We start from the raw sequence: 22835 nt of genomic DNA, 5'->3' as shown, positions 1-22835 counted from the left end.
TCGCCACGCCGAGCCCCTCACCGGCGGGCGACCGTGTTTTTTGCACCGCATCATCCCCACAACCAGAACAAGCTTTCGGGAGAGTATCGCCATGAAGCCGACGCGTTTCGCCCTGACCGGCCTGGCTGCCGGCATCGCCCTGGCCGGCCTGACCAGCACCGCCCAGGCCCAGGAATCCTGGACCATGACCACCACCTGGCCGGACAACCTCGATCTGATCCAGATCGACCGCCACTGGGCAGAGCTGGTCAACCACCTGGCCGGCGACGAGCTGAAGATCGAGTTCTACGCCGGCGGCACCCTGATGCCCGGCACCGAGGTGTTCGATGCCACCGAGACCGGCAGCATCCAGGCCGCCGGCGACTGGCCGGGCTACTGGGCGGGTCGCAGCCCGGCCTTCTCGCCCCTGGCCACCACCACCAGCCTGTTCAACGGCGTGGACTACCTGAACTGGATCAACCAGTGGGGCGGCTTCGATCTCTATCAGGAGGTCTACGGCCAGTACAACATGGTCTATCTGCCCTACGGCATCACCAACAACGAGTCCGGCTTCCGCGGCGGCACGCCGATCGAGAGCCTCGCCGACCTGGAAGGCAAGCGTCTGCGCCTCTCGGGCCGCGACCAGGGCCGGGTGCTGGAGCAGCTCGGCGGCTCCCAGGTCACCCTGGCCGGCGGCGAGATCTACCAGGCCATCGAGCGCGGCGTGGTCGACGGCGCCGAGTTCTCGACCCCGGGCGTGGACTACAAGGCCGGTTTCTCCGAGGTCGCCGACTACTGGATGACCCCGGGCTGGCACCAGTCGGCCAGCGTGTTCGGCGTGATGATCAACCAGGACGCCTGGGACGCGCTCTCCGAGGAGACCCAGGAGACCCTGAAGATCGCCGCCGAGGCGACCATGGCCTGGTCGCTGGCCTGGTCCGAAAAGCAGTCCACCGAGGGCACCGCCCAGTTCCTCGAGGACGGCACCACCATCAACCAGCTCTCCGAGGAAGACCTGGCGACGATCCAGGACATCACCAACGAGGTGATCGTGCAGGGCGCCTGCGAGGACCCGATGCACGCCAAGGTCTACCACTCGATGATCAGCTACATGCAGGACTACGCCCAGTGGCGGGACGTCTCGGTGCCCTTCAACATGAGCCGGGTCACCGACAACCTGCCCTCCCTCGAGGACATCGAGGCCTGCATGAACCCGTAAGCGGTTCACGGCCCGATTCCCCTGTCCGGCCGGCGGCACTCTCGAGGCCGCCGGCTTTATACGTTATTCGAGGAGGCTCTCCGGATGCATGCCATCGCCCGGGCCATCGACGCCCTCAACGAGGGCTTCGGTCGCCTGATCGCCCCGCTGATCGCGATCATTACCATCGTGGTGGTCTACGACATCGCCATGCGCTTCTTCTTCGGCCGGCCCAGCGACTGGGCCTTCGATGTCACCACCATGCTGTTCGGCAGCCACTTCATGCTGATGGCCGCCTACGGTCTCAAGCATCACGCCCACGTCGAGGTGGACGTGCTCAAGCGACTGCTCTCGCGGCGCGGCCGGGCACTGATCGAGCTGCTCGGCTACCTGCTGTTCTTCACCCCCTTCATCCTGATGCTCATCACCTACAGCTGGCGCTTCTTCGAGCGCTCCTGGAGCCGCGGTGAATCCACCTACGGCATCGTCTCGATCCCGGTCTACCCGGTGAAGGCGGTGCTGGTCATCGCCGGCGTGCTGGTGCTGCTGCAGGCCATCGCCATCGTGATCCGTGCCGTCGGCGAGCTGACCGCCGGCCCGTCGTCATCGGAGGACGCCTCATGAGCCCGGAAATGCTCACCCTGTTCATGTTCGGCGGCCTGCTGGTAGGGCTGTTCATGGGCCATCCGCTGGCCTTCGTGCTGGGCGGCACCGCGGTGCTCGGCGCCTGGTTCGGCCCCGGCCCCCAGGTGCTCGGCATCATCATCAACAACATCTACGGCCGGGCCATGGACAATTACGTGCTGGTGGCCATCCCGCTGTTCATCCTCATGGCGCGCTTCCTCAACGACTCCGGCGTCACCGAGCGGATGTTCGAGAGCATGCGCCTGCTGCTCGGCCGGGTGCGCGGCGGGCTGGCGCTGACCGTGGTCATCGTCTCGGTGCTGCTGGCCGCCACCACCGGCATCGTCGGCGCCTCGATCGCGGTGATGGGGCTGATCGCCCTGGCGCCGATGCTCAAGTACGGCTATCACAAGGGCCTGTCGGCCGGCGTGATCATGGCCAGCGGCTGCCTGGGCATTCTGATTCCGCCGAGCATCATGCTGATCCTGATGGCCAGCTACTCGCCGGTCTCGGTGGGTGCGCTGTTCGCCGGCGCCCTGGTGCCGGGCCTGCTGCTGGGCACCCTGTACGCCGGCTACGTGCTGCTGGTGTGCTTCATCAAGCCAAGCTATGGCCCGCCGGTGGCCGCCGAGGAGCGTGCCGATCTCTCCACCGGCGAGCTGGTGGTGCGCCTCGGCAAGTACGTGCTGCCGCCGATGAGCCTGATCCTCGGCGTGCTGGGCGCGCTGTTCACCGGCATCGCCACCGCCACCGAGGCCTCGGCGATCGGCGTGACCCTGGCCTTCGTGCTGTTCCTGATCTTCGGCGACCGCAAGGTCTCGACCTGCTATCGCACCTTCATCGAGGCCGGCAAGACCACCACCATGGTGATGTTCGTGCTGGTCGGCGCCACCGCCTTCACCGGGGTGTTCTCGATCGGCGGCGGCATGGACGTGATCAGCGAGCTGGTGCTGGCGATGCCCGGCGGCACCACCGGCGCGCTGATCCTGATGTTCCTGCTGGTGTTCGTGCTGGGCATGTTCCTCGACTGGACCGGCATCGTGCTGCTGAGCTTCCCGATCATGCTGCCGATCATCGAGGCCATGGGCGTCGACACCCTGTGGTTCGTGGTGATGGTGGCGGTGGTGCTGCAGACCTCCTTCCTCACCCCGCCGTTCGGCTATGCGCTGTTCTACCTCAAGGGCGTGGCGCCGCCGGAGATCCAGACCCTGGACCTGTACAAGGCGGTGATTCCGTTCTGCGCGCTGATCCTGCTGGCCTGCGTGCTGATGGCGGTCTTCCCGGCCCTGGTGACCGGGCTGCCCTCGCTGTGGCTGGGCTACTAGCCCGGCAGCCGACGCCCCCTCCTCGCCCGACCCACCCGCGACGCCCGGCCCTCCGGGGGCGTCGCGGGACCGTCCGTCTGGCTGCGACCCCGCCGAGCAGCTGATACTATCTTTCACCCGCCAGCCACTCGCATCTGGCCGGTGACGGCCCACCGGAAGGAGATCCTGCGTTGTCCAGCCCCCTCAGCCATCGACCCGCCTCGGCTGCCCCGCGGTCCAGATGGCGCCTCGATGCATGGAGCGTTCTGACCCTGCTCATCGCCGCCGTGGTGGCACTGCCGGTGCTCACCGTGCTGGCGCATATCGTGATGCCCGCCGGTGACGTGTGGCAGCACCTGGCCAGCACCGTGCTCGGCCGCTACCTGGCCAACACGCTCTTCCTGGTCGTCACGGTGGGGCTCGGCACCTTCGTGATCGGCACCGGTACCGCCTGGCTGGTGGTGATGTGCCGCTTCCCCGGGCGCAAGCTGTTCGAGTGGGCCCTGCTGCTTCCGCTGGCGGTGCCGACCTACGTGATCGCCTACGCCTACACCGACTTCCTGCAGTACGCCGGGCCGCTGCAGAGCGCCCTGCGCGAGACCTTCGGCTGGGAGCGCGGCGACTACTGGTTCCCCGACATCCGCTCGCTGGGCGGCGCGGCGACCCTGATCACCCTGGTGCTCTACCCCTACGTCTACATGCTGGCCCGGGCCAGCTTCCTCGAGCAGTCGGTGTGCGTGCTCGACGTCGGCCGCACCCTGGGCCGCGGCCCCTGGCGGCTGTTCACCAGCATCGCCATCCCGCTGGCGCGCCCGGCCATCGTCGGCGGCGTGTCACTGGCGCTGATGGAGACCCTCAACGAGTTCGGCGCGGTACAGTACTTCGGCGTCGATACCTTCACCACCGGCATCTACCGCACCTGGTTCGGCATGGGCGAGCAGGTCGCCGCCGCCCAGCTGGCGGCCTGCCTGCTGGCCTTCGTGATCTGCTTCGTGCTGCTCGAGCGCGCCTCGCGGGGCAAGCGCCGCTACTTCCACACCACCGGCCGCTACCAACAGCTGCCGGAGTTCCGGCTCGGCGGCCTGGGCGCCGCCGCCGCCACCCTGGCCTGCCTGGCGCCGGTGCTGGTCGGCTTCCTGATTCCCAGCGGCCTGCTGGGCTACCTGTCGATCAAGGGCGGGGACTCGCTGTTCGGCGCCCGGTTCCTGGAATTCGCCGGCAACAGCCTGCTGCTGGCGGCCGTGGCGGCGCTGGTCGCGGTGGGGCTGGCGCTGGTGCTGAGCTACGGCGCGCGGCTGAATCCGGGGCCGCTGACGCGCACCGCCACCCGGGTGGCGGCGATGGGCTATGCGGTGCCCGGCTCGGTGGTGGCGGTGGGCATCCTGATCCCCTTCGCCTGGCTGGACGACACCCTGAACGGCTTCCTGCGCGAGCACTACGGGGTGATGGCCGGGCTGATCTTCAGCGGTTCGGCCTTCATCCTGATCTACGCCTACGTGGTGCGCTTCCTGGCGGTGTCGTTCAACGCCCTGGAGGCGAGCCTCGGCAAGGTCACGCCGAGCATGGACGCGGCCGCCCGCACCCTGGGACAGACCGCCGGCGGCACCCTGCGCCGCGTGCACACGCCGATCATGCGCGGCAGCCTGCTGGCCGCCGGCATCCTGGTGTTCGTCGACGTGATGAAGGAGCTGCCGGCGACCATCATCCTGCGCCCCTTCGACTTCGACACCCTGGCGGTACGGGCCCACAACCTGGCCGCCGACGAGCGCCTGGCCGAGGCCTCCACTGCCTCGCTGACCATCGTCGCGGTGGGCATCATTCCGGTGATCCTGCTCAGCCTGGCGATGCGCGGCTCACGCCCCGGCAGCGGCGGGGGCAGTGGCGGGAAAGACGAACACCTGTGACGGATCCAGCCGGATCGTGACCGGCTGGCCCTCCTCGGGCAGGAACACCCCGGGGACCCGGGCGTGCAGATGCGACTCGCTGCCGCCGCCGTGGGCGCAGATGTGCAGCAGGCTGGTGCGGCCCAGCAGCTTGGCCATGATCACGTGGCTGTGGTGGTCCGCCGGCGGCTCTTCCAGGGCCACCACGCGCAGCGCCTCGGGTCGGATCATCACCCGCGCCCGGGCGCCCTCCTCCAGGCCATGGGCCATTACCTCGCCCACCGGGGTGTCGACGCGACCGTCGCGCACCGTGCCCTCGAGCTCGTTGACCTCGCCGAAGAAGGTCACCACGAACGGATCCACCGGCGCGCAGTAGAGCTCCCGGGGCGTGCCCATCTGCACGATGTGGCCGTCGCGCATCAGCGCGATGCGATCGGCCATGAACATCGCCTCCTCCGGATCGTGGGTCACCAGCAGGGCGCCGGCGCCGACCCGCTTGAGCACGTGCAGGGTGTCGTCGCGGATGCGGTCACGCAGACGGGCGTCCAGGCTCGAGAACGGCTCGTCGAGCAGCATCAGTCGCGGCGCCGGCGCCAGCGCCCGGGCCAGGGCCACGCGCTGCTGCTGGCCGCCGGACAGCATGTGCGGGTAGCTCTCGGCGAAGCGTCCCATGCCCAGCTGGTCGAGCAGCTCAAGGGCACGCTTGCGGCGCTCCTTGGCCGGCAGCGACTCGAGGCCGAAGCCGACGTTCTGCAACACTGAGAGATGCGGGAACAGCGCCGAATCCTGGAACGCCAGGCCGACGTTGCGCTTCTCCGGCGGCAGGTGGGCCTGGCCGGGGCGCCCGATCGGCCGGCCGTCGAGGTCGACCCGCCCCTGCTGGAGCACCTCGAGCCCGGCGACGATGCGCAGCAGCGTGGTCTTGCCGCAGCCGGAGGGCCCCAGAAGACAGACCACCTCGCCGGGACGCACCTCCAGGCCTACGTCCTCCACCGCCAGGTGGTGGCCGTAGGCGTGGCGAATGTTGTGCATGGCGAGCACCGGGGCCGGGGCCTGTTCCGGCGCGGCGGCGGGGGAAAGCTGAGCGTGGCTGGTCATGGGCAAGCACCGGGCGCTGACGTGACAGGGCCTTCATGGTAACGCGAAACCTTCGTCTTTTCGTCGCCATTTATCGGCGCCGCGATGCCGGTTGACGCCACGGTGACCAGGCGCTTCAATGGCAAGACTAATACAACCTATTATCATTCGAAGTCGATACCGACTTCCCCGACCATGAGGTCTCCGATGTCACAGTCCCGTCGTCTCGTCATGCCCCTCGCCGCTCTGATGGCCGGTGCGGCCTTCGCCGCCCCGGCCGTCGCCGACGAGGTGAACGTCTACTCGGCCCGCCACTACGATTCCGACCAAGACCTCTACGACGCCTTCACCGAGGCGACCGGCATCGAGGTCAACGTGCTCGAGGGCGGCTCCGACCAGCTGATCCAGCGCATCAAGCGCGAGGGCCAGGCCAGCCCCGCCGACGTGATGATGACCGTGGACGCCGGCCGCCTGTGGCGCGCCGAGCAGGAAGACATCTTCGCCAGCGTCGACTCCGAACTGCTCGACGAGCGCCTGCCCGCCAACATGCACCACCCCGAGGGCAAGTGGTTCGGCTTCAGCCAGCGCGTGCGCGCCATCTTCTACAACCCGGAGGCCGTCGGCGCCGACGAGCTCTCGAGCTACGAGGACCTGGCCGATTCGCGCTTCGAGGGCGAGATCTGCATCCGCTCCTCGAACAACATCTACAACCAGTCGCTGCTGGCTTCGATGATCGCCCACCACGGCGAGGAAGGCGCCGAGCAGTGGGCCCAGGGCGTGGTCGACAACATGGCCCGCGACCCCGAGGGCGGCGACACCGACCAGCTGCTGGGCGTGGCCAGCGGCGAGTGCGACGTGGCGGTGGCCAACCACTACTACTACGTGCGCATGCTGACCTCCGACGACGACGCCACCCGCGAGGCCGCCGAGAAGCTCCAGATCCTGTTCCCCAACCAGGACGACCGTGGCGCTCACATCAACGTCGGCGGCGCCGGCATGGTCAAGGATGCCCCGCACCCGGAAAACGCCGTGCGCTTCCTGGAGTTCCTGGCCTCCGACACCGCCCAGGCGATCTTCTCCACCGGCAACCACGAGTTCCCGGCGGTCGAGGGCGAGCCGGTCGACGAGGTGCTGGCCTCCTGGGGCGACGTCAAGACCGACGACCTGAACGTCAGCGTGCTGGGCGAGAACAATCCGCAGGCGGTGCGTATCTTCGATCGCGTCGGCTGGCGGTAGTCAATGTCTGAAAAGTGCCTGCGCTCGGCTATACGGCGTTAAAAATCAGCTCGAAATGCTCATTTACCCCTTTGTAAACTGCGCATCCTTGCCGATTTTTGCCTTGTCTAGCCTTCGCTCGCCGACTTTTCAGACACCGCCTCGCTCAGCCAGGCAACAACGGTTTATCGCTGCACTGTCGCCCCCCATCGGCGCGTTCTGGCCGGGACCATCGGCCATCACGAAAAAGGCCCGCGGCATTGCCGCGGGCCTTTTCATTGGCAGACGCGCTCAGGCGCCGGTCAGGCTCACTCCTCGCCCGGCCGGGGCGCGGCGTCCGCGGCGTTCTGGTACACCCCCAGGGTGCCCATGCGGCGTCCGCGGTCGTTGAGGAAGCTCTCGAGCACCACCACGGGCTCGCGGCCCTGGCGGGTGAACGCGAGTCGGTCCGGCGCGGTGCGCTCGGACTGCCAGCTTTCCCCCAGGCACCGGCCGAGGGCCTCGCCACCGGCCACCAGCGCGCCGCGCGGGTCGTCGGTCGCCAGCGGGCCGAAGCACAGGTAGTGGTCGGGCCGGCGGGCCGAGGTGATCACGCAGGCGTCATGAAACGCCTGGGTGTCGGTCTGCCAGGTGCGGGTCAGATCGGTGGTCTCCAGGCGCCCCTTGATGTCCTCGAAGCCCGTCTCCGCACTCGTGATCGCCTGGTTCAGGGCGGTGCAGTCGAAGCGCTCCGCCGCCGTCTGCTCGGTGGCCTGGCTCGCGCAACCGGACAGCAGGGCCACGCCCGCGCCCAGCAACCATGGCATCATGATCCTTCGCATCACTCTCCTCCTTGTTCGATCGGGCCCTCGTGACCCACCGGTGTTCTCACAGCCATTCACACAGCATGGCACGATGAACGTGTCAGTGCGCCTCGTCCCAGTTAACGCCGCTCTCGGCCTCGACGATCAGCGCCACATCGAGCTCGGCGGCGGCCTGCATGCGCCGCTTCACCTCGGGAATGAAGGTGTCGACGGCGTCTTCGGCGACCTCGAACACCAGTTCGTCGTGGACCTGCATGACCATCATGGCGTCGACCTCGCCCTCGGCCAGCCAGGCGTCGACGTCGATCATGGCGCGCTTGATGATGTCCGCCGCGGTGCCCTGCATGGGCGCGTTGATGGCGGTGCGCTCGGCGCCCTGGCGACGGGCACGGTTCTGGGAGTGGATCTCCGGCAGGTAGAGGCGCCGGCCGAGCACCGTCTCGACGAAACCGTCCTCGGCCGCCTGGGCGCGGATGCGCTCCATGTAGCGGGCCACGCCGGGATAGCGGTCGAAGTAGCGGTCGATGTAGGTCTTGGCCTGCTTCTGCTCGATGTGCAGCTGGCGGCCCAAGCCCCAGGCGCTCATGCCGTAGATCAGCCCGAAGTTGATCGCCTTGGCGCTGCGGCGCTGGTCCGGGGAGACCTTGTCGAGCCCCACGCCGAACACCTCGGCGGCGGTGGCGGCGTGGATGTCGCGGTCGGCGGCGAAGGCCTCGAGCAGCCCCTTGTCGCCGGACAGGTGCGCCATGATGCGCAGCTCGATCTGCGAGTAGTCGGCGGCGACGATGCGATAGCCGGGCCGCGCGACGAAGGCCTGGCGGATCTTGCGCCCCTGCTCGGTGCGGATCGGGATGTTCTGCAGGTTGGGATCGGAGGACGACAGCCGCCCGGTGGCGGTGACCGCCTGGTGGTAGCTGGTGTGCAGCCGGCCGGTGGCCTTGTTGACCAGCTTCGGCAGCTTGTCGGTGTAGGTGGAGCGCAGCTTGGAGAGGCCGCGGTGTTCCATGATCACCTTGGGCAGCGGGTAGTCCAGCGCCAGCTCCTCGAGCACGGCCTCGGCGGTGGACGGCGCGCCCTTGGGCGTCTTCTTGATCACCGGGATCTTCTGTTCCTCGAACAGGATCTGGCCGAGCTGCTTGGGCGAGCCCAGGTTGAACTCGCGCCCGGCCAGCTCGAAGGCCTGCTGCTCGAGCTCGCCGATGCGCTGGCCGAGCTCCTGGCTCTGGGCGTGCAGGCGCTCGGCGTCCAGCGCCACGCCGCCGCGCTCCATGCGCGACAGCACCCGGATCAGCGGGCGCTCCAGTCTGTCGAGCACCTCGGCCAGGCGCCCCTCGGCCTCGACCCGCGGGCGCAGCTCGCGGTGCAGTCGCAGGGTGATGTCGACGTCCTCGCAGGCGTAGGGCGCGGCCTGCTCCAGGGCGATCTGGTTGAAGGTCAGCTGCTTGACGCCCTTGCCGGCGATGTCCTCGAAGCTGACCGTCTTCTCGCCCAGGTACTTGAGCGCCAGCGAGTCCATGTCGTGGCGGGTGGCGGTGGAATCCAGCACGTAGGACTCGAGCATGGTGTCCTCGAGGGCTCCCGCCACCTCGATGCCGTGACGCGCCAGCACCGAGATGTCGTACTTGAGGTTCTGGCCGATCTTGGCCTTGCCGGCGTCCGCCCACAGCGGCGTCAGCGCCTCGAGCACGGCCTTGCGATCGAGCTGGGCCGGCGCATCCAGGTAGTCGTGGGCCAGCGGGATGTAGGCGGCCTCGCCGGGCTCGAGGGACAGCCCGACGCCGACAATCTCGGCCTCCATGTAGTCGAGGCTGGTGGTCTCGAGATCGAAGCAGAAGGCCTCGGCCTCCTTCAAACGCGCAAGCCAGGCGTCGAGGTCGGCCTGCTCGAGGATCACCACATCCTCGCGCTCGGCGCCGCCGCTCTCGCCCTCGCGTTCTCCACCGCTCTCGCCGCCTTCGGCGCCCTCGCCCGACGAGGCGTCATCGACCCCCTTGTCCTTGCCTTCCAGAAGCTCGGACAGCCAGGCCTTGAACTCCAGGCGGCGATAGAGCTCGGCCAGCGACTCGCGGTCAGGGTGGGCGATGTCCAGGTCGTCGAGGCCCACCGGCAGCTCGCAGTCGGTCTTGATGGTGGCGAGCTCGTAGGACAGGAAGGCCTGGTCGCGGTGCTCCTCGAGCTTCTTGGGCAGCGTCTTGGCGCCGCGAAAGCCCAGCGTCTTGACCCGTTCCAGGTCGGCGTAGACGGTCTCGAGGCCGCCCTCCATGCCCTGCAGCAGCCCCAGGGCGGTCTTCTCGCCGACCCCCGGCACGCCGGGAATGTTGTCGACCTTGTCGCCCATCAGCGCCAGGAAGTCGATGATCCGCTCCGGCGGCAGCCCGAACTTCTCCTTCACCCCGGCCACGTCGAGGGTCTCGTCCTTCATGGTGTTGACCAGGGTGATGTGGGCATTGACCAGCTGGGCCATGTCCTTGTCGCCGGTGGAGATCACGGCGTCGCGTCCGGCCTCGGTGGCGTGGCGCGCCAGGGTGCCGATGACGTCGTCGGCCTCCACGCCCTGGATGCACAGCAGCGGCAGGCCGAGGGCGCGCACGCAGTCGTGCAGCGGCTGGACCTGGTCACGCAGGTCGTCCGGCATCGGCGGGCGCTGGGCCTTGTATTCGGCGTAGAGCTCGTCGCGGAAGGTCTTGCCCGGGGCATCGAACACCACCGCCATGGGGCTGTCGGGGTAGTCCTTGATCAGCCGCTTGAGCATGTTGAGCACGCCCTTGACGGCGCCGGTGGGCAGACCCTCGGAGGTGGTCAGCGGCGGCAGGGCGTGAAAGGCGCGGTAGAGATAGGAGGAACCGTCGACGAGGACGATGGGGGTGTCGGCCATGAATCGGCATCCCTTGCAGGCTGGGCAGATGATCGCGTGTCGAGGGGCCGGCGGTCATCGCGAGCGCCGCCCCTGATCCTGGTCAGTCATGATACGCATTGCCGAGCCGATTTGCCGGGCAAAGCATGCGTTGTCGACCGCCAAGGGCATACACTGGGGGCAACCCCATGGTCAGGAGAACACCATGAACCTCATGCGCTCCGCGCTGCTCGCGCCGCTGGCCGGCCTGGCCCTCGTCACCGCCGCCCTGCCGGCCCTGGCCCAGTCCAGCACCGACGTCGAGCCGGACGTCACCATCCGCCAGGAAGAAGACCGCACCATCCGCGAGTACCGAGTCAACGGCGAGCTCTACGCCATCGAGATCAAGCCCGCCACCGGGCCCTCCTACTACCTCGTCGACCGCGACGGCGACGGCGACTTCGAACGCCAGAACGGCCAGCGCATCGCCGTGCCCGAGTGGGTCATCAAGCGTTTCTGAGGCCGGGACAACCAGGCGGCGCCGGGGACAGGTCGTAGAGGGGGTTTTTGGCCAGGGATGGCCAAAGTAGCGCCCACGGATGGGTTCATAGCGCCCCTCGCAGACCTGTCGCCGGATCAGCCATGCTCCGTGACGTTGCCGCCCTTCCTACCCGGTTCGTGCATCACGCCGCCAAGCCGCTACAATAGGCGGCTTCGCATACCCGGGCGAGACATCCATGGCCGTATTCACACCGCTGACCGACTCCCAGGTCGAGACGTTCCTGAGCCAGTTCGATGCCGGCTCGCTCATCGCCTGCAAGGGCGTGCCCGCCGGCACCGAGAACAGCACCTTCTTCGTCACCACCGACCGTCGCGAGCTGGTGCTCACGTTGTTCGAGCAGGGCGAGCACGAAGAGCTGCCGTTCTTCGTCGAGCTGCTCGACTACCTGGACGAGCATCGCCTGCCCGTGCCCGGGCCGCTCCACGACCGTGACGGCATCGCCCTGCACAGCCTGGCCGGCAAGCCGGCGCTGCTGTTCCCGCGCCTGCCCGGCAAGCATCCCGAGGCGCCCAACCTCGCCCAATGCCGGGCGCTGGGCGACGCCCTGGGCCGCATGCACCGGGTCTCGCAGCGCTTCCCGGGGCACCGGCCCAACCCGCGCGACCTGCACTGGCTGCTGCCGATGCACCACAAGGTGCTGGCCTACCTCTCTCCTGAGGACCAGGCGCTGATGAAGGACGAGGTGGAGATCTACCAGGGCTTCTTCGGCGATGCGCCGACGCTGCCCCAGGGCGCGATCCACGGCGACCTGTTCCGCGACAACACCCTGTTCGACGGCGACGAGCTGGGCGGGCTGATCGACTTCTACAACGGCTGCACCGGCGACCTGCTGTTCGACCTGGCCATCGTGATCAACGACTGGGCCACCGAGGCCGACGGCCGGCTCGACCCGGCGCGCTACGAGGCGCTGCTCGGCGCCTATCAGGCGCGGCGTCCGCTGGAGGAGAGCGAACGCGAGGCCTGGCCGATGATGCTGCGCATGACCGCGCTGCGCTACTGGCTGTCGCGGCTGCTGGTGGTCTATGTCGACCCGCCCGCCCATGACCTCACGCCTCATGACCCGGAGGTGTTCCGCGGCGTGCTCAAGCGGCGTATCGCCGAAGGCGCCCTGCCGCTGCCCGAGGCCGCTCGATGAGCCTGACCATGGGCAGCATGGCCGGACCCGCGCAGCGCGCCCGGCACACCTGGAACATCGACCAGTGGGGCAGCGGCTACTTCGACGTGGCCGACGACGGCCGGGCCCTGGTGCGCCCGCACGGCGAGGACGAGGGCCCCGCCCTGCCGCTCGCGCCGCTGATCGCGCAGCTGCGCGAGGCCGGCCTGCGGCTGCCGGTGCTGGTCCGCTTCACCGACATCCTCCATGACCGCGTCGAGCAGCTGTGTGCCGCCTTCGACGGGGTCATGGCGGAGGAAGGCTTCGGCGGCGGCTATACCGCGGTCTACCCGATCAAGGTCAACCAGCAGCGCCGGGTGGTCGAGGAGATCCTCGCCACCCGCGAACGCGGCCACGACCGGGTCGGCCTGGAGGCCGGCAGCAAGCCTGAGCTGCTGGCGGTGCTGGCGCTGTCCGGCGACGGCCCCTCGCTGATCGTCTGCAACGGCTACAAGGACCGCGAGTACATCCGCCTGGCGCTGATGGGCGAGAAGCTCGGCCATCGCGTCTATCTGGTGGTGGAGAAGCTCTCGGAGCTGCCGCTGATCCTCGAGGAAGCCGACCGCCTCGGCGTGCGGCCGCGCATCGGCCTGCGCGCCCGGCTGGCCTCGGTGGGCAAGGGCAAGTGGCAGAATACCGGCGGCGAGAAGTCCAAGTTCGGCCTCACCGCCGGGCAGATCCAGGCCGTGGTCGAGCGGCTGCGCGAGGCCGACGCCCTGGCCAGCCTGCAGCTGGTGCACTTCCACCTGGGCTCGCAGATCGCCAACATCCGCGACATCCAGCGCGGCCTGCGCGAGTGCGCCCGCTTCTACCAGAGCCTGATCGCGCTGGGCGCGCCGGTGGATACCGTGGACGTGGGCGGCGGGCTCGGCATCGACTACGAGGGCACCCGCTCGCGCAGCTTCTGCTCGATCAACTACTCGATGCGCGAGTACGCCCGCAACGTGGTCGCGGCCTTCGCCCAGGTATGCGACGCCGAGGGGCTGCCTCATCCGCACCTGATCAGCGAGTCGGGCCGCGCCCTGACCGCCCATCATGCGGTGCTGATCACCAACGTGATCGGCGAGGAGCGCGCCGAGACCCGGGCACCAGCCGCCCGGGTCGAGGGCGACCCGCAGGTCGCCGAGCTGTGGCGGGTCCACGACGCCCTGGCCGAGTCCCCCGCGCCACGCGGGCTGGTCGAGGCCTGGCACGACCTGGGCCAGGCCATCGGCGAGCTGCAGGAGCGCTTCGTGATGGGGCTGGCCGGGCTCGAGGCCCGCGCCGAGGGCGAAGGCGTCTACACCGCTGCCTGCGCCCGCCTGCGCGAGCGCCTCGACCCGCGCAACCGCGCCCATCGCGAGATCCACGACGAACTGGCCGAGAAGCTGGCCGACAAGCTGTTCGTCAACTTCTCGCTGTTCCAGTCGGTGCCCGATGTCTGGGGGATCGATCAGATCTTCCCGGTGCTGCCGCTTTCCGGCCTGGACCGTCCGCCCGCCCGGCGCGCGGTCGTGCAGGACATCACCTGCGACAGCGACGGCCGCATCGACGGCTACGTGGACGGCGAAGGCGTCGAGGCCACCCTGCCGCTGCCCGAGTGGGGCGACGACGAGGAACGCCTGCTTGGCTTCTTCCTGGTCGGCGCCTACCAGGAGATCCTCGGCGACCTGCACAACCTGTTCGGCGACACCGACTCGGTGGATGCGTCGCTGGACGCGACCGGCGCCTGGCGCCTCGACCATCGGCGCCGCGGCGACCGGGTGGCCGATGTGCTCGGCTACGTGGACTTCGACGCCGAGGTGCTGCGCCAGCGCCTCGCCGACCAGCTCGCCGCCAGCGGCCTTACGGCCGATGAGCAGGCGCGCTTCCTCGACGACCTCTCGGAGGGGCTCGAGGGCTATACCTACCTCGAATGACTCGCCATTGACCGACCGCGCCTGACGCCTCTCCTTCATTAGACCATAGTGAAGGGGTGGCATCGTGATGGCGGGGGCGACAGCTGGCGACGAACTGTCGATGTCATTTTGATTTGCACCCTAATGATTTACCATAGGGTGCATCGCATTGTTATTCGCAAGGAGCAAGGAGCATGGGATCATGATCATACTTTCCCTCATTTTCTGGCTGGCGGGGCTGGCCCTGCTCGGGGGCGGCCTGTGGCTGGTCACCCTCGACGGCAGCTGGTACTACGCCCTGTCCGGCATCGTGCTGATCGCCGTCGGCGCCATGACGCGCTCGCGCCGTCCCAAGGCCCAACTGCTGTACGCGCTGTTCCTGGTGGCGACCGCCGCCTGGTCGCTGTGGGAATCGGGCTATGACTGGTGGGCGCTGGCGCCGCGCCTGGGCATCTTCCTGCTGCTCGCCATCCCGCTGCTGTGGCCGGCCAAGGGCGGCTCGCGCTTCGGCACCGCCGTGCTGCTACCGGTCTGGGCGATCGTCGGCGTGGGGCTGCTGGGCAGCATGGCCGTGGACCCGCACCGCATCGACGGCGAGCTGAACCGAGAGGTCGTCAACGAGACCCCCGACCTCGGCGACAGCCCCGAGGAAAGCTGGCACGACTACGGGCGCAGCAACATGGGCCAGCGCTTCTCGCCGCTGGACCAGATCACGCCCGAGAACGTGGCCGACCTGGAGCTGGCCTGGCAGTACCAGACCGGCGACGTGAAGCGCCCGGAGGACGTCACCGAGACCACCTACGAGGTCACTCCGCTCAAGATCGACAACTCGCTGTTCCTGTGCACTCCGCACAACTGGCTGATCGCGCTGGACGCCGACACCGGCGAGGAACAGTGGGTGTATGACGCCAAGGTGCCGGACGAAAGCTCGCGCCAGCACCAGACCTGCCGCGGCGTGTCCTACCTGCCGCCGGCCGAGGGCGACGCCGACAGCCTCGACGTGCAGATTGCCAGCGCCCCGGCCGAGGATCGCGCTCCGATCCAGTGCGACGCCCAGCTGTTCATGCCGACCTCAGACGCCCGCCTGCTGGCGGTGGATCCGAACACCGGTGCCCGCTGCGCCAACTTCGCCGACAACGGCGAGCTGGACCTGATGCACAACATGCCGTACAAGCAGGCCGGCTTCTACTACTCCACCTCCCCCCCCGTGGTGGCCGATGGCAAGGTCGTGGTCGCCGGTGCGGTCAACGACAACTACGCCGTCAACTCGCCGTCAGGCGTGATCCGTGCCTACGACGCCAAGACCGGTGAGCTGGTGTGGAACTGGGATCCGGCCCATCCGGACGACACCGCCCCGATCGCCGAGGACGAGACCTACAGCACCAGCTCGCCGAACAGCTGGTCGATCGCCAGCGCCGACGAGGAGCTGGGCATGGTCTACTTCCCGATGGGCAACCGCACCCCGGACCAGCTGGGCATGTACCGCAGCGAAGCCGAGGAGACCTATGCCAGCTCGGTGGTGGCGCTGAGCCTCGAGACCGGCCAGGTCGAGTGGGTCCAGCAGTTCGTGCACCACGACCTGTGGGACATGGACACCCCGGCCCAGCCGAGCCTGCTGGACCTCGACACCGACGAGGGCCGCCAACCGGCACTGGTGATTCCCACCAAGCAGGGCGACGTCTATGTTCTGAACCGCGAGACCGGCGAGCCGATCTTCCCGATCTCCGAGCGGCCGGCGCCCCAGGGCACTATCGAGGGCGACCACGCCGCCGAGACCCAACCGATCTCCGACCTGACATTCCGTCCGCCGACCCTGCGCGAAGCGGACATGTGGGGCGCCACGCCCTTCGACCAGCTGATGTGCCGCATCCAGTTCAAGTCGCTGCGCTACGAAGGCCAGTACACGCCGCCCTCCGAGCAGGGCACCATCGTGTTCCCGGGCAACTTCGGCGTCTTCAACTGGGGCAGCCTGGCAGTGGATCCGAAGCGTCAGGTGATGTTCGGCATGCCGCTCTACCTAGCCTTCACCTCCACCCTGGTGCCGAAGGACGGCGCCGACCTGGGCGAGACCAACCAGGGCGAGCAGGGCCTCAACGAGAACGCCGGCGCCGACTACGCCGTCGAGATGAAGCCCTTCCTGTCGCCGTTCGGCGTGCCCTGCCAGCAGCCCCCGTGGGGCTACGTGGCCGGCACCGACCTGCGTACCGGTGAGGTCGCCTGGCAGCACAAGAACGGCACCGTCGAGGACATGACCGCGCTGCCGCTGAAGATCCGCCTGGGCGTGCCCGGTATCGGCGGTCCGGTGATCACCGACAGCGGCGTGGTGTTCCTGGCCGCCAGCGTGGACGACTACCTGCGCGGCTACGACCTCGAGACCGGCGAGCAGCTGTGGGAAACCCGCCTGCCGGCCGGCGGCCAGGCCACGCCCATGACCTACCTCAACAGCCAGGGCGAGCAGATGGTCGTCCAGGTCGCGGGGGGGCATGGCTCCATCGGCACCACCATCGGTGACTACGTGATGGCCTACAAGCTGCCCCAGCAGTAACGGCCAGGGGCACCTCGCCCGAGGCGCCCTCTCACGACGAGGCCCCCGCCGGCAATGCCGGCGGGGGCCTTCGCGTTTCCGAGCCCTCGCGTCGCGTCAATCGACCACGCGGGTCACGACCTCCAGCCCGCCGGTCAGCGACAGGCGCAGCTCGGCGCCGCGGGGAAGCTCGCCGACGCCGGCGGGCGTGCCGGTGAGTACCACGTCGCCCGGTTCCAGGGTGAAATGGCGACTCATCTCGGCGACCAGATCGGGCACCGGAAACAGCATGTCCGCGCCGTGGCCGTGCTGGCGCTCCTCGCCGTCCACCGCCAGGGTGAAGGCCAGGGCGCTCCAGTTCGGCACCTCGCCGAGCGGCAGGAAGGCGGACATCGGACAGGCACCATCGAAGCCCTTGGCCACCTCCCAGGGATGGCCCTTCTCCTTGAGCTTGCCCTGGACGTCGCGCAGGGTCAGGTCCAGCGCCAGGCCGATACCGACGATGGCCCGCTCCGCCTCGGCGGCGCCGACGTCCTTCAGCGTCTCGCCCACCAGCAGCGCCAGCTCGGTCTCGAAGTGCACCTCGCCACGGGCGAAGGGCGCATCGATCGCCTCCTCGAGGCTCACCGCGCTGGTGGCCGGCTTGATGAACAGCAGCGGCTCGCTGGGCACCGGATTGTCGAGCTCCCGGGCATGCTCGGCGTAGTTGCGACCGACGCAGACGATCTTGCCCAGCGGCTGGGGACAGGCCCGGCCATCGGTGAAACGGGGAATGAAACGCATGACGATGCGACTCCTGGCTGACGAATGGAACGACACTGCCGTTCAGTCTACGCCCAGGGGTGGCGCGGCGTCAGTCCTCCGGCGTCCAGGCCTCGTCGGGCGCATGCGCCAGGAAACGCGGCCGGCGCTTGCCGGCGGCGAAGGGCTCGACACAGCGGTTGTCGCGGCGGTTGTAGACGAAGAAGGCATTGCTGCGCGGATCCGGGGACATGTTGGCGTTGGAGCCGTGCAAGGTGTTGCAGTCGAACAGCAGCAGCCCGCCGGCGGCGCCGGTGGGCGCCTCGATGCCGTGCCGATCGATCAGTCGGCGCAGCGCCTCGCGGCTCGGCACCCCGACCTCCTGGGTCTTGAGCGACTGCTTGTGATGGTCCTCCGGCGTCTCGCCCAGGCAGGGCACGAACACCCGGTGGGAGCCCGGCACCAGCATCAGCGGGCCGTTGAAGGCGTGATTGTCGGTCAGCACGATGGAGGCGCTCACCGCGTTCATGGCCGGCATGCCGTCCTCCGCGTGCCAGGTCTCGAAGTCGGAGTGCCAGTTGAAGCCCTGCCCCTCGAAGCCCGGCTTGTAGTTGATGCGCGACTGATGCACGTAGGGCTCGCCGCCGAGGATCTGCCGGGCGCGACCGGTCAGGCGCGGATCATGGGCCAGGCGGCCGAAGACCTTCGACAGGAAGTGCACGGCGAACAGCGAGCGGATCTCATTGCCCCGGGGCTCGGTGATGCTGAAATCGCGGCCGCGATAGGCGTCGTTCTCGAGCAGCACCTTGAGCTCCCGACGCAGCTCGTCGAGCTCGTCGCCCGTGAGGAAATCGGGCTCGAACAGGAAGCCCTGGCGCTCGAACGCGTCGAGCTGCGCCGCGGAGAGCGGGCCCTCGCCGTCATGCCCCTTCACCACCGGCTCGTGGCGACTCAGCCACGGCAGGTCGAGGGGCTCGGACAGCCGGGTGGGATACGGGTCCTCGCCGGGGCGCGGGGCGCTGCGCACCCGGCTCTGGGGATCCGGGGAATCGACGATATCGAACGGAGTCGTCTGATGATGCGGTCGGTCGGACGATGTCTGCACTGACATCCACTACCTCCTTTGCAGTCGGAATGGGGTTCAGATTCGATCTCGCTACCGACGGCGGTCAGCCGCACGGCCGGGGCCATGGCGGCCCCAGGGCCGTACACTGGCGATGCCCTGGCGGCATTTCAAGGGCTCGTTGCCGAGGCCGAATCAAACCGATCCGCTCTGCCGGCGGCATCGCTGAACGCTTGAGTAATAAAAAGCGGGCAAGAATGTTGGCATTTTTAAACATTAGTCATATAAGCAACATGGGATGATGGCTTGGCTTACTCGAGTTCCCCGCTTGGTAAGCCTTACATGACCCGCCCAGTCCCGGCGGGTCTTTTTTTGTGCGCGATATCATCGGGGCCCGCCCAGCCCTGTCATCTCATTGCAAGACTACGGTGCCAGGATGGAACCATCACGAGGCGTGCTCGTGATCAGGCAGAGCGAGCATCACACCAGATGCGAGGTTGGCCCGCCCCTCCGGGGCGGGCTTTTTTTCGTCTCGGGATAGGGGCATCGAGCAACGAGTCGCACCACCACAGACTCGATGACGGCCCACGATCAATATTCGCAAAATCACTCATAGACCCGCGCGTGCGACAGAGGCAGAGTAAGAACATCGTCGACAAAAGCTCCACAAGGGTGATCCAGCGTGGCCAACCAACCTGCCTGGTGGGAGGAGGTGCTCAGCCTCTCGCAATCCGCCTACCTGCATGTCTCGCGCGACCAGCGCATCATCGACGCCCTGGGCGATACCCGGATGCTGCTGGACCGGGAACCGGCGGCGCTTATCGGCATGGCCCTGCCCGAGCTCAAGGACATACGCGCCCGGCTCGGTGGCGCCGTGGCCGAAAGCCTGGCGCGCCGGGAGATTCGCCACGGCGAGACCTGGGGGTTCGAGGACGGCGCCGGCAGCTACTATGGCCTCGCCGATGGCAGCTTCGTCATCAAGCTCACCACGACCATGAAAGTCGACCAGGGCATCATCGGACGGCTCGCCGATCAGCTGCCCATCATGGTGGCCTACGTCGATCGTGAGTTCTGCTTCCGCTTCAACAACCAGGCCTATGTGGACTTCATCGGCATCGATCGCGAGTCGCTGTACGGCAGGCCGGTCGCCACGGTGATGACGCCCGCCTCCTTCGAGCGCATCCAGCCGCGCCTGCAGCGAGCGCTGGCGGGCGAGGAGATCACCTATGAGGATCGCCTGACCCTCGCGGATGGCCGCACCTGCTACTTCAAGGTGCACTACACGCCCGATTTCCTGGAGGGCGAGGTGGTCGGCCTGTACGCGATCATCCAGGACATCTCCGAGTACCGCGCCATGATCCAGCTGCTGCGCGACGTGCACAGCAGCACGAACCGCACCGACATCGGCCCCGACAAGATCGTCGATCAACTGCTGCGCGACGCGCTCGCCTATCTGTCTCTGGATATCGGCCTGGTCAGCCGCATCATCGACGAGCAGTACATCCTCAAGTGGGCCGCCTCCGACGTGGCGGACCTCTCGCCGGGCGACACCTTTGCCCTGGGCGATACTTACTGCCGCGTGATGCTCGATACCGAGGACGTCTTCCACACCAATGCGGCCGGCCAGGACACGCGCATCAGTGGCCATCCCTGCTACCAGACCTTCGGGCTGGAGACCTACATCGGTACGCCGCTGCGCCTCAACGGCCAGGTCTGGGGCACACTCAACTTCTCCAGCGCCCAGCCGCGCCAGGAACCCTTCGACCAGATGGAGATCGAGCTGGTGCGGCTGATCGCCGACGCGGTGGAGCGCGTGATCACCGACGAGGCGGAGATCGAGCAGGTCCGCCAGGAGCTCGACCGCATGGCCAACAAGGCACTGCGCGACTACCTGACCGGCCTGCCCAACCGCGCCTATCTGGACCAGCACGTCGAAGCGTTGATCGATGCCCACGAGGCCCGTGACGAGCCTTTCTCCCTCGCCGTGATCGACATCGACCACTTCAAGCGGATCAACGACTTGCATGGCCACGACGCCGGCGACACCGTGCTCCAGTGGCTGAGCGGACGGGTCGCCGAGAGCCTGCGCGAGGACGACCTGGTGGCACGCACCGGCGGCGAGGAATTCGTGGTGGTACTGCGTGGTACCCGCACCCCGGGGGCCGTCGCCGTCCTGGAGCGGGTGCGCGAACATGTGGACGCCGGCCGCCTCACCCTGGAGGACGGTCAGTCACTCCAGGTCACCGTCAGCGGCGGCGTCAGCGAGCATCACAGGGGGGAAACCCATGCGCAGCTGTTCAAGCGTGCCGACACCGCCCTGTACACCGCCAAGCGCAATGGCCGCGACCGGATCAGCTGCCTCTAGACGCGCCCCTGTCCTCGCGGGATGAAGACACGCGCCTGCCTCGAGAGGCTCATCACGGGAATCGTGTCTAGGCGCCGGGCTCCCCCGGCACGTTGGCTCGCCATCCAACGAGTCACTGCTTGCCAGAGCGGTGGTGCGGCGATAGACCCACGCTAACGGAGCCATGCAGATTCTTGGATGGTCGCCGCGGAGTCGGAGCGGTACAGTTAGCACACTTACCGAGTTCCCTGTCCTGTAAGTCCCTTTGCCCGCCAGCCCCGGCGGGCTTTTTTTGTCCGAAGCCGGACACCCCAGGTCCGACGTCATCCAAGTGCAAGAATCCGAAGTTAGGATGGCTCTATCACGAGGTGACACGTGATATGGATCTGGCTTTGGGAAATTCCGAGATTCCGGCTCGCCGTTTGGCGGGCTTTTTTTGCTTCGGCAGGCGTATCAACAACTTGAGTGCAAACACCCCCTGAATGAGGGCGCATACTCCAGCATGGAGAATGCCTCCGTTGGGTATGATGAGCAGGCTTAACGAATGTCCCTGCTCGCAAGCCGTCTGACCCGCCCTCTCCGGCGGGTCTTTTTTTTGCCGGAAGGAGAGCGCCGGCCCCCTCGATATCCATGCCCCCCCTGCGCTACGGCCACTTCGCTCCCGCCCCCTCGAGGTTGTCGCTCGTCTCGAGCGATCGCCAAGCTTCACGAGGAAACGGAGCCAAGGTAAGCATTTGTTAACTAACAATAATTTGCTTTATTTGAAACTTTATTTCATTTATTTTTTTTCTTGCCGTCAAAGCATTCCCCCGCTTGGTACGGCTTTCAGCCTCTCATGTCCCGAGGGGCTTTTTTTACTTCGAGCAGGGGAGGCGTTGACACTTTGTTGACATGCACAAAAAAACCGCCTTCGAGGGCGGTTTAGATGTCGCTCTAACGCGTTGATTGCATTGCACTTTAATGGTGCCGGCACCAGGAGTCGAACCCGGGACCTACTGATTACAAGTCAGTTGCTCTACCAACTGAGCTATGCCGGCAACGGCGCCTGCAACCCATGTGAGGAGGAAAGATCCTCCCTGAGCGAGAAAAACCGTGAACCTTCGTTCACGGCTTCTCGAAAACTTATGTTGGCGTGGCTGGGGTAGCAGGATTCGAACCTGCGCATGCCGATACCAAAAACCGGTGCCTTACCGCTTGGCTATACCCCAACGTGGTGGCCAGAGACGGAATCGAACCGCCGACACGGGGATTTTCAATCCCCTGCTCTACCGACTGAGCTATCTGGCCCTCGCCAACGGTGCGTATTAAACCGTAATGGACCGCTGTCGTCAACTCTTTTCGATTCAAAAAGTTGGAAGACGGCTGCAGGCCCCGTCACGCCTACTTTTCGGGCGGCACAAAGCCTTCCGCCTGATCGGTCTGCTCGTTATCGAGGAAACGCTCCAGCTGCTCCATCAGGTACTCGCGCGCCGAGGGCTCGAGCATGTTGAGGTGCTTCTCGTTGATCAGGCGGGTCTGCAGGGCCTGCCACTCCTCCCAGGCCTGCTTCGAAACGGTGGCCTGGATCTCCTGGCCCTTCTTGCCGGGCAGCGGCGGGAACGGCAGGGCCTCGAGTTCTTGCTGGTACTTGCGGCAGAAGACGGTCTGGCTCATCG

16 protein-coding genes and 3 tRNA genes are annotated in these 22835 nt (G+C 67.4%); 10 read left to right on the top strand and 9 right to left on the bottom strand.

Features of this window, described 5'->3' with window-relative positions:
* Nucleotides 1–91 precede the first annotated feature (91 nt).
* From dctP to UN84_RS00545, 4 genes are all read left to right on the top strand, one after another.
* The gene (dctP, locus tag UN84_RS00560; RefSeq protein WP_046078112.1) at nt 92–1198 is read left to right on the top strand and encodes a TRAP transporter substrate-binding protein DctP; all 1107 of its coding nucleotides are present in this window, start codon (nt 92–94) and stop codon (nt 1196–1198) included.
* Nucleotides 1199–1282: 84 nt separating this feature from the next.
* Entirely contained in the window at nt 1283–1801 is a 519-nt protein-coding gene (locus UN84_RS00555) for a TRAP transporter small permease subunit (RefSeq protein ID WP_035594771.1), read from the top strand.
* Nucleotides 1798–3126 carry a TRAP transporter large permease gene (locus tag UN84_RS00550; RefSeq protein WP_035594767.1) on the top strand — a complete coding sequence of 443 codons (1329 nt, stop codon included), beginning with the start codon at nt 1798–1800 and terminating at the stop codon, nt 3124–3126. Before UN84_RS00555 ends, UN84_RS00550 begins: the two co-directional genes overlap by 4 nt.
* 170 nt (nt 3127–3296) lie before the next feature.
* Nucleotides 3297–5009: an ABC transporter permease gene (locus UN84_RS00545; protein ID WP_046078113.1), complete on the top strand. Its 1713-nt coding sequence runs from the start codon at nt 3297–3299 to the stop codon at nt 5007–5009.
* Here the strand turns inward: UN84_RS00545 and UN84_RS00540 are convergent.
* Entirely contained in the window at nt 4959–6086 is a 1128-nt protein-coding gene (locus UN84_RS00540; protein WP_046078114.1) for an ABC transporter ATP-binding protein, read from the bottom strand. The two genes, UN84_RS00545 and UN84_RS00540, sit on opposite strands and share 51 nt — an antisense overlap.
* Nucleotides 6087–6272: 186 nt before the next feature.
* On the opposite strand from UN84_RS00540, the gene UN84_RS00535 reads away from it, so the two are divergent.
* Nucleotides 6273–7301 carry a Fe(3+) ABC transporter substrate-binding protein gene (locus UN84_RS00535; RefSeq protein ID WP_046078115.1) on the top strand — a complete coding sequence of 343 codons (1029 nt, stop codon included), beginning with the start codon at nt 6273–6275 and terminating at the stop codon, nt 7299–7301.
* A gap of 287 nt (nt 7302–7588) precedes the next feature.
* Here the strand turns inward: UN84_RS00535 and UN84_RS00530 are convergent, their stop codons facing one another.
* Nucleotides 7589–8089, bottom strand: coding sequence for a hypothetical protein (locus UN84_RS00530; protein ID WP_152662828.1), 501 nt, complete (start codon nt 8087–8089; stop codon nt 7589–7591).
* A gap of 94 nt (nt 8090–8183) precedes the next feature.
* On the bottom strand, nt 8184–10958 hold the full coding sequence (polA, locus tag UN84_RS00525; protein WP_046078117.1) for a DNA polymerase I: 2775 nt from the start codon (nt 10956–10958) through the stop codon (nt 8184–8186).
* 184 nt (nt 10959–11142) lie between these two features.
* Here polA and UN84_RS00520 point away from each other — a divergent pair, with 184 nt between their 5' ends.
* The 4 genes from UN84_RS00520 (at nt 11143) to UN84_RS00505 (ending at nt 17053) form a co-directional block, all read left to right on the top strand.
* Complete coding sequence (locus UN84_RS00520; RefSeq protein WP_046078118.1) at nt 11143–11436, top strand: DUF2782 domain-containing protein; 294 nt, start codon at nt 11143–11145, stop codon at nt 11434–11436.
* Nucleotides 11437–11653: 217 nt separating this feature from the next.
* Complete coding sequence (locus UN84_RS00515) at nt 11654–12613, top strand: homoserine kinase (protein ID WP_046078119.1); 960 nt, start codon at nt 11654–11656, stop codon at nt 12611–12613.
* Nucleotides 12610–14529: a biosynthetic arginine decarboxylase gene (gene speA, locus UN84_RS00510; RefSeq protein WP_046078120.1), complete on the top strand. Its 1920-nt coding sequence runs from the start codon at nt 12610–12612 to the stop codon at nt 14527–14529. Before UN84_RS00515 ends, speA begins: the two co-directional genes overlap by 4 nt.
* 181 nt (nt 14530–14710) lie before the next feature.
* A complete protein-coding gene (locus UN84_RS00505; RefSeq protein WP_046078121.1) occupies nt 14711–17053 on the top strand; it encodes a glucose/quinate/shikimate family membrane-bound PQQ-dependent dehydrogenase in 2343 nt (780 codons plus the stop codon).
* Between the two features lie 96 nt (nt 17054–17149).
* Here UN84_RS00505 and UN84_RS00500 read toward each other — a convergent pair whose 3' ends face one another.
* Both UN84_RS00500 and thpD read right to left on the bottom strand, forming a co-directional pair.
* The gene (locus tag UN84_RS00500; RefSeq protein WP_035594743.1) at nt 17150–17815 is read right to left on the bottom strand and encodes a fumarylacetoacetate hydrolase family protein; all 666 of its coding nucleotides are present in this window, start codon (nt 17813–17815) and stop codon (nt 17150–17152) included.
* Nucleotides 17816–17885: 70 nt separating this feature from the next.
* The gene (gene thpD / locus UN84_RS00495) at nt 17886–18884 is read right to left on the bottom strand and encodes an ectoine hydroxylase (RefSeq protein ID WP_046078122.1); all 999 of its coding nucleotides are present in this window, start codon (nt 18882–18884) and stop codon (nt 17886–17888) included.
* A 634-nt stretch (nt 18885–19518) separates the two neighbouring features.
* Here thpD and UN84_RS00490 point away from each other — a divergent pair.
* The gene (locus UN84_RS00490) at nt 19519–21201 is read left to right on the top strand and encodes a sensor domain-containing diguanylate cyclase (protein WP_082090814.1); all 1683 of its coding nucleotides are present in this window, start codon (nt 19519–19521) and stop codon (nt 21199–21201) included.
* A gap of 940 nt (nt 21202–22141) precedes the next feature.
* Here UN84_RS00490 and UN84_RS00485 read toward each other — a convergent pair.
* The 4 genes from UN84_RS00485 to UN84_RS00470 form a co-directional block, all read right to left on the bottom strand.
* Nucleotides 22142–22217 (bottom strand) — tRNA-Thr (locus UN84_RS00485).
* A 96-nt stretch (nt 22218–22313) separates the two neighbouring features.
* A tRNA-Gln gene (locus UN84_RS00480) sits at nt 22314–22388 on the bottom strand.
* 3 nt (nt 22389–22391) lie between these two features.
* Nucleotides 22392–22467 (bottom strand) — tRNA-Phe (locus tag UN84_RS00475).
* 93 nt (nt 22468–22560) lie between these two features.
* Nucleotides 22561–22833 carry an oxidative damage protection protein gene (locus tag UN84_RS00470; RefSeq protein WP_035594738.1) on the bottom strand — a complete coding sequence of 91 codons (273 nt, stop codon included), beginning with the start codon at nt 22831–22833 and terminating at the stop codon, nt 22561–22563.
* Nucleotides 22834–22835 lie beyond the last annotated feature (2 nt).

Source organism: Halomonas sp. HG01, assembly GCF_000968715.2.
GTDB lineage: Bacteria > Pseudomonadota > Gammaproteobacteria > Pseudomonadales > Halomonadaceae > Halomonas > Halomonas halophila.
Note: the sequence above shows the minus strand (reverse complement) of the source record. Positions and strands in the feature narration are given on the sequence as shown.

Excerpts from the sequence above, each read along its gene's own strand:
- dctP (WP_046078112.1), top strand. The coding sequence starts at position 92 with ATGAAGCCGACGCGTTTCGCCCTGACCGGCCTGGCTGCCGGCATCGCC.
- UN84_RS00555 (WP_035594771.1), top strand. The coding sequence starts at position 1,283 with ATGCATGCCATCGCCCGGGCCATCGACGCCCTCAACGAGGGCTTCGGT.
- UN84_RS00550 (WP_035594767.1), top strand. The coding sequence starts at position 1,798 with ATGAGCCCGGAAATGCTCACCCTGTTCATGTTCGGCGGCCTGCTGGTA.
- UN84_RS00540 (WP_046078114.1), bottom strand. The coding sequence starts at position 6,086 with ATGACCAGCCACGCTCAGCTTTCCCCCGCCGCCGCGCCGGAACAGGCC.
- UN84_RS00535 (WP_046078115.1), top strand. The coding sequence starts at position 6,273 with ATGTCACAGTCCCGTCGTCTCGTCATGCCCCTCGCCGCTCTGATGGCC.
- UN84_RS00530 (WP_152662828.1), bottom strand. The coding sequence starts at position 8,089 with ATGATGCCATGGTTGCTGGGCGCGGGCGTGGCCCTGCTGTCCGGTTGC.
- polA (WP_046078117.1), bottom strand. The coding sequence starts at position 10,958 with ATGGCCGACACCCCCATCGTCCTCGTCGACGGTTCCTCCTATCTCTAC.
- UN84_RS00520 (WP_046078118.1), top strand. The coding sequence starts at position 11,143 with ATGAACCTCATGCGCTCCGCGCTGCTCGCGCCGCTGGCCGGCCTGGCC.
- UN84_RS00515 (WP_046078119.1), top strand. The coding sequence starts at position 11,654 with ATGGCCGTATTCACACCGCTGACCGACTCCCAGGTCGAGACGTTCCTG.
- speA (WP_046078120.1), top strand. The coding sequence starts at position 12,610 with ATGAGCCTGACCATGGGCAGCATGGCCGGACCCGCGCAGCGCGCCCGG.
- UN84_RS00505 (WP_046078121.1), top strand. The coding sequence starts at position 14,711 with ATGATCATACTTTCCCTCATTTTCTGGCTGGCGGGGCTGGCCCTGCTC.
- UN84_RS00500 (WP_035594743.1), bottom strand. The coding sequence starts at position 17,815 with ATGCGTTTCATTCCCCGTTTCACCGATGGCCGGGCCTGTCCCCAGCCG.
- thpD (WP_046078122.1), bottom strand. The coding sequence starts at position 18,884 with ATGTCAGTGCAGACATCGTCCGACCGACCGCATCATCAGACGACTCCG.
- UN84_RS00470 (WP_035594738.1), bottom strand. The coding sequence starts at position 22,833 with ATGAGCCAGACCGTCTTCTGCCGCAAGTACCAGCAAGAACTCGAGGCC.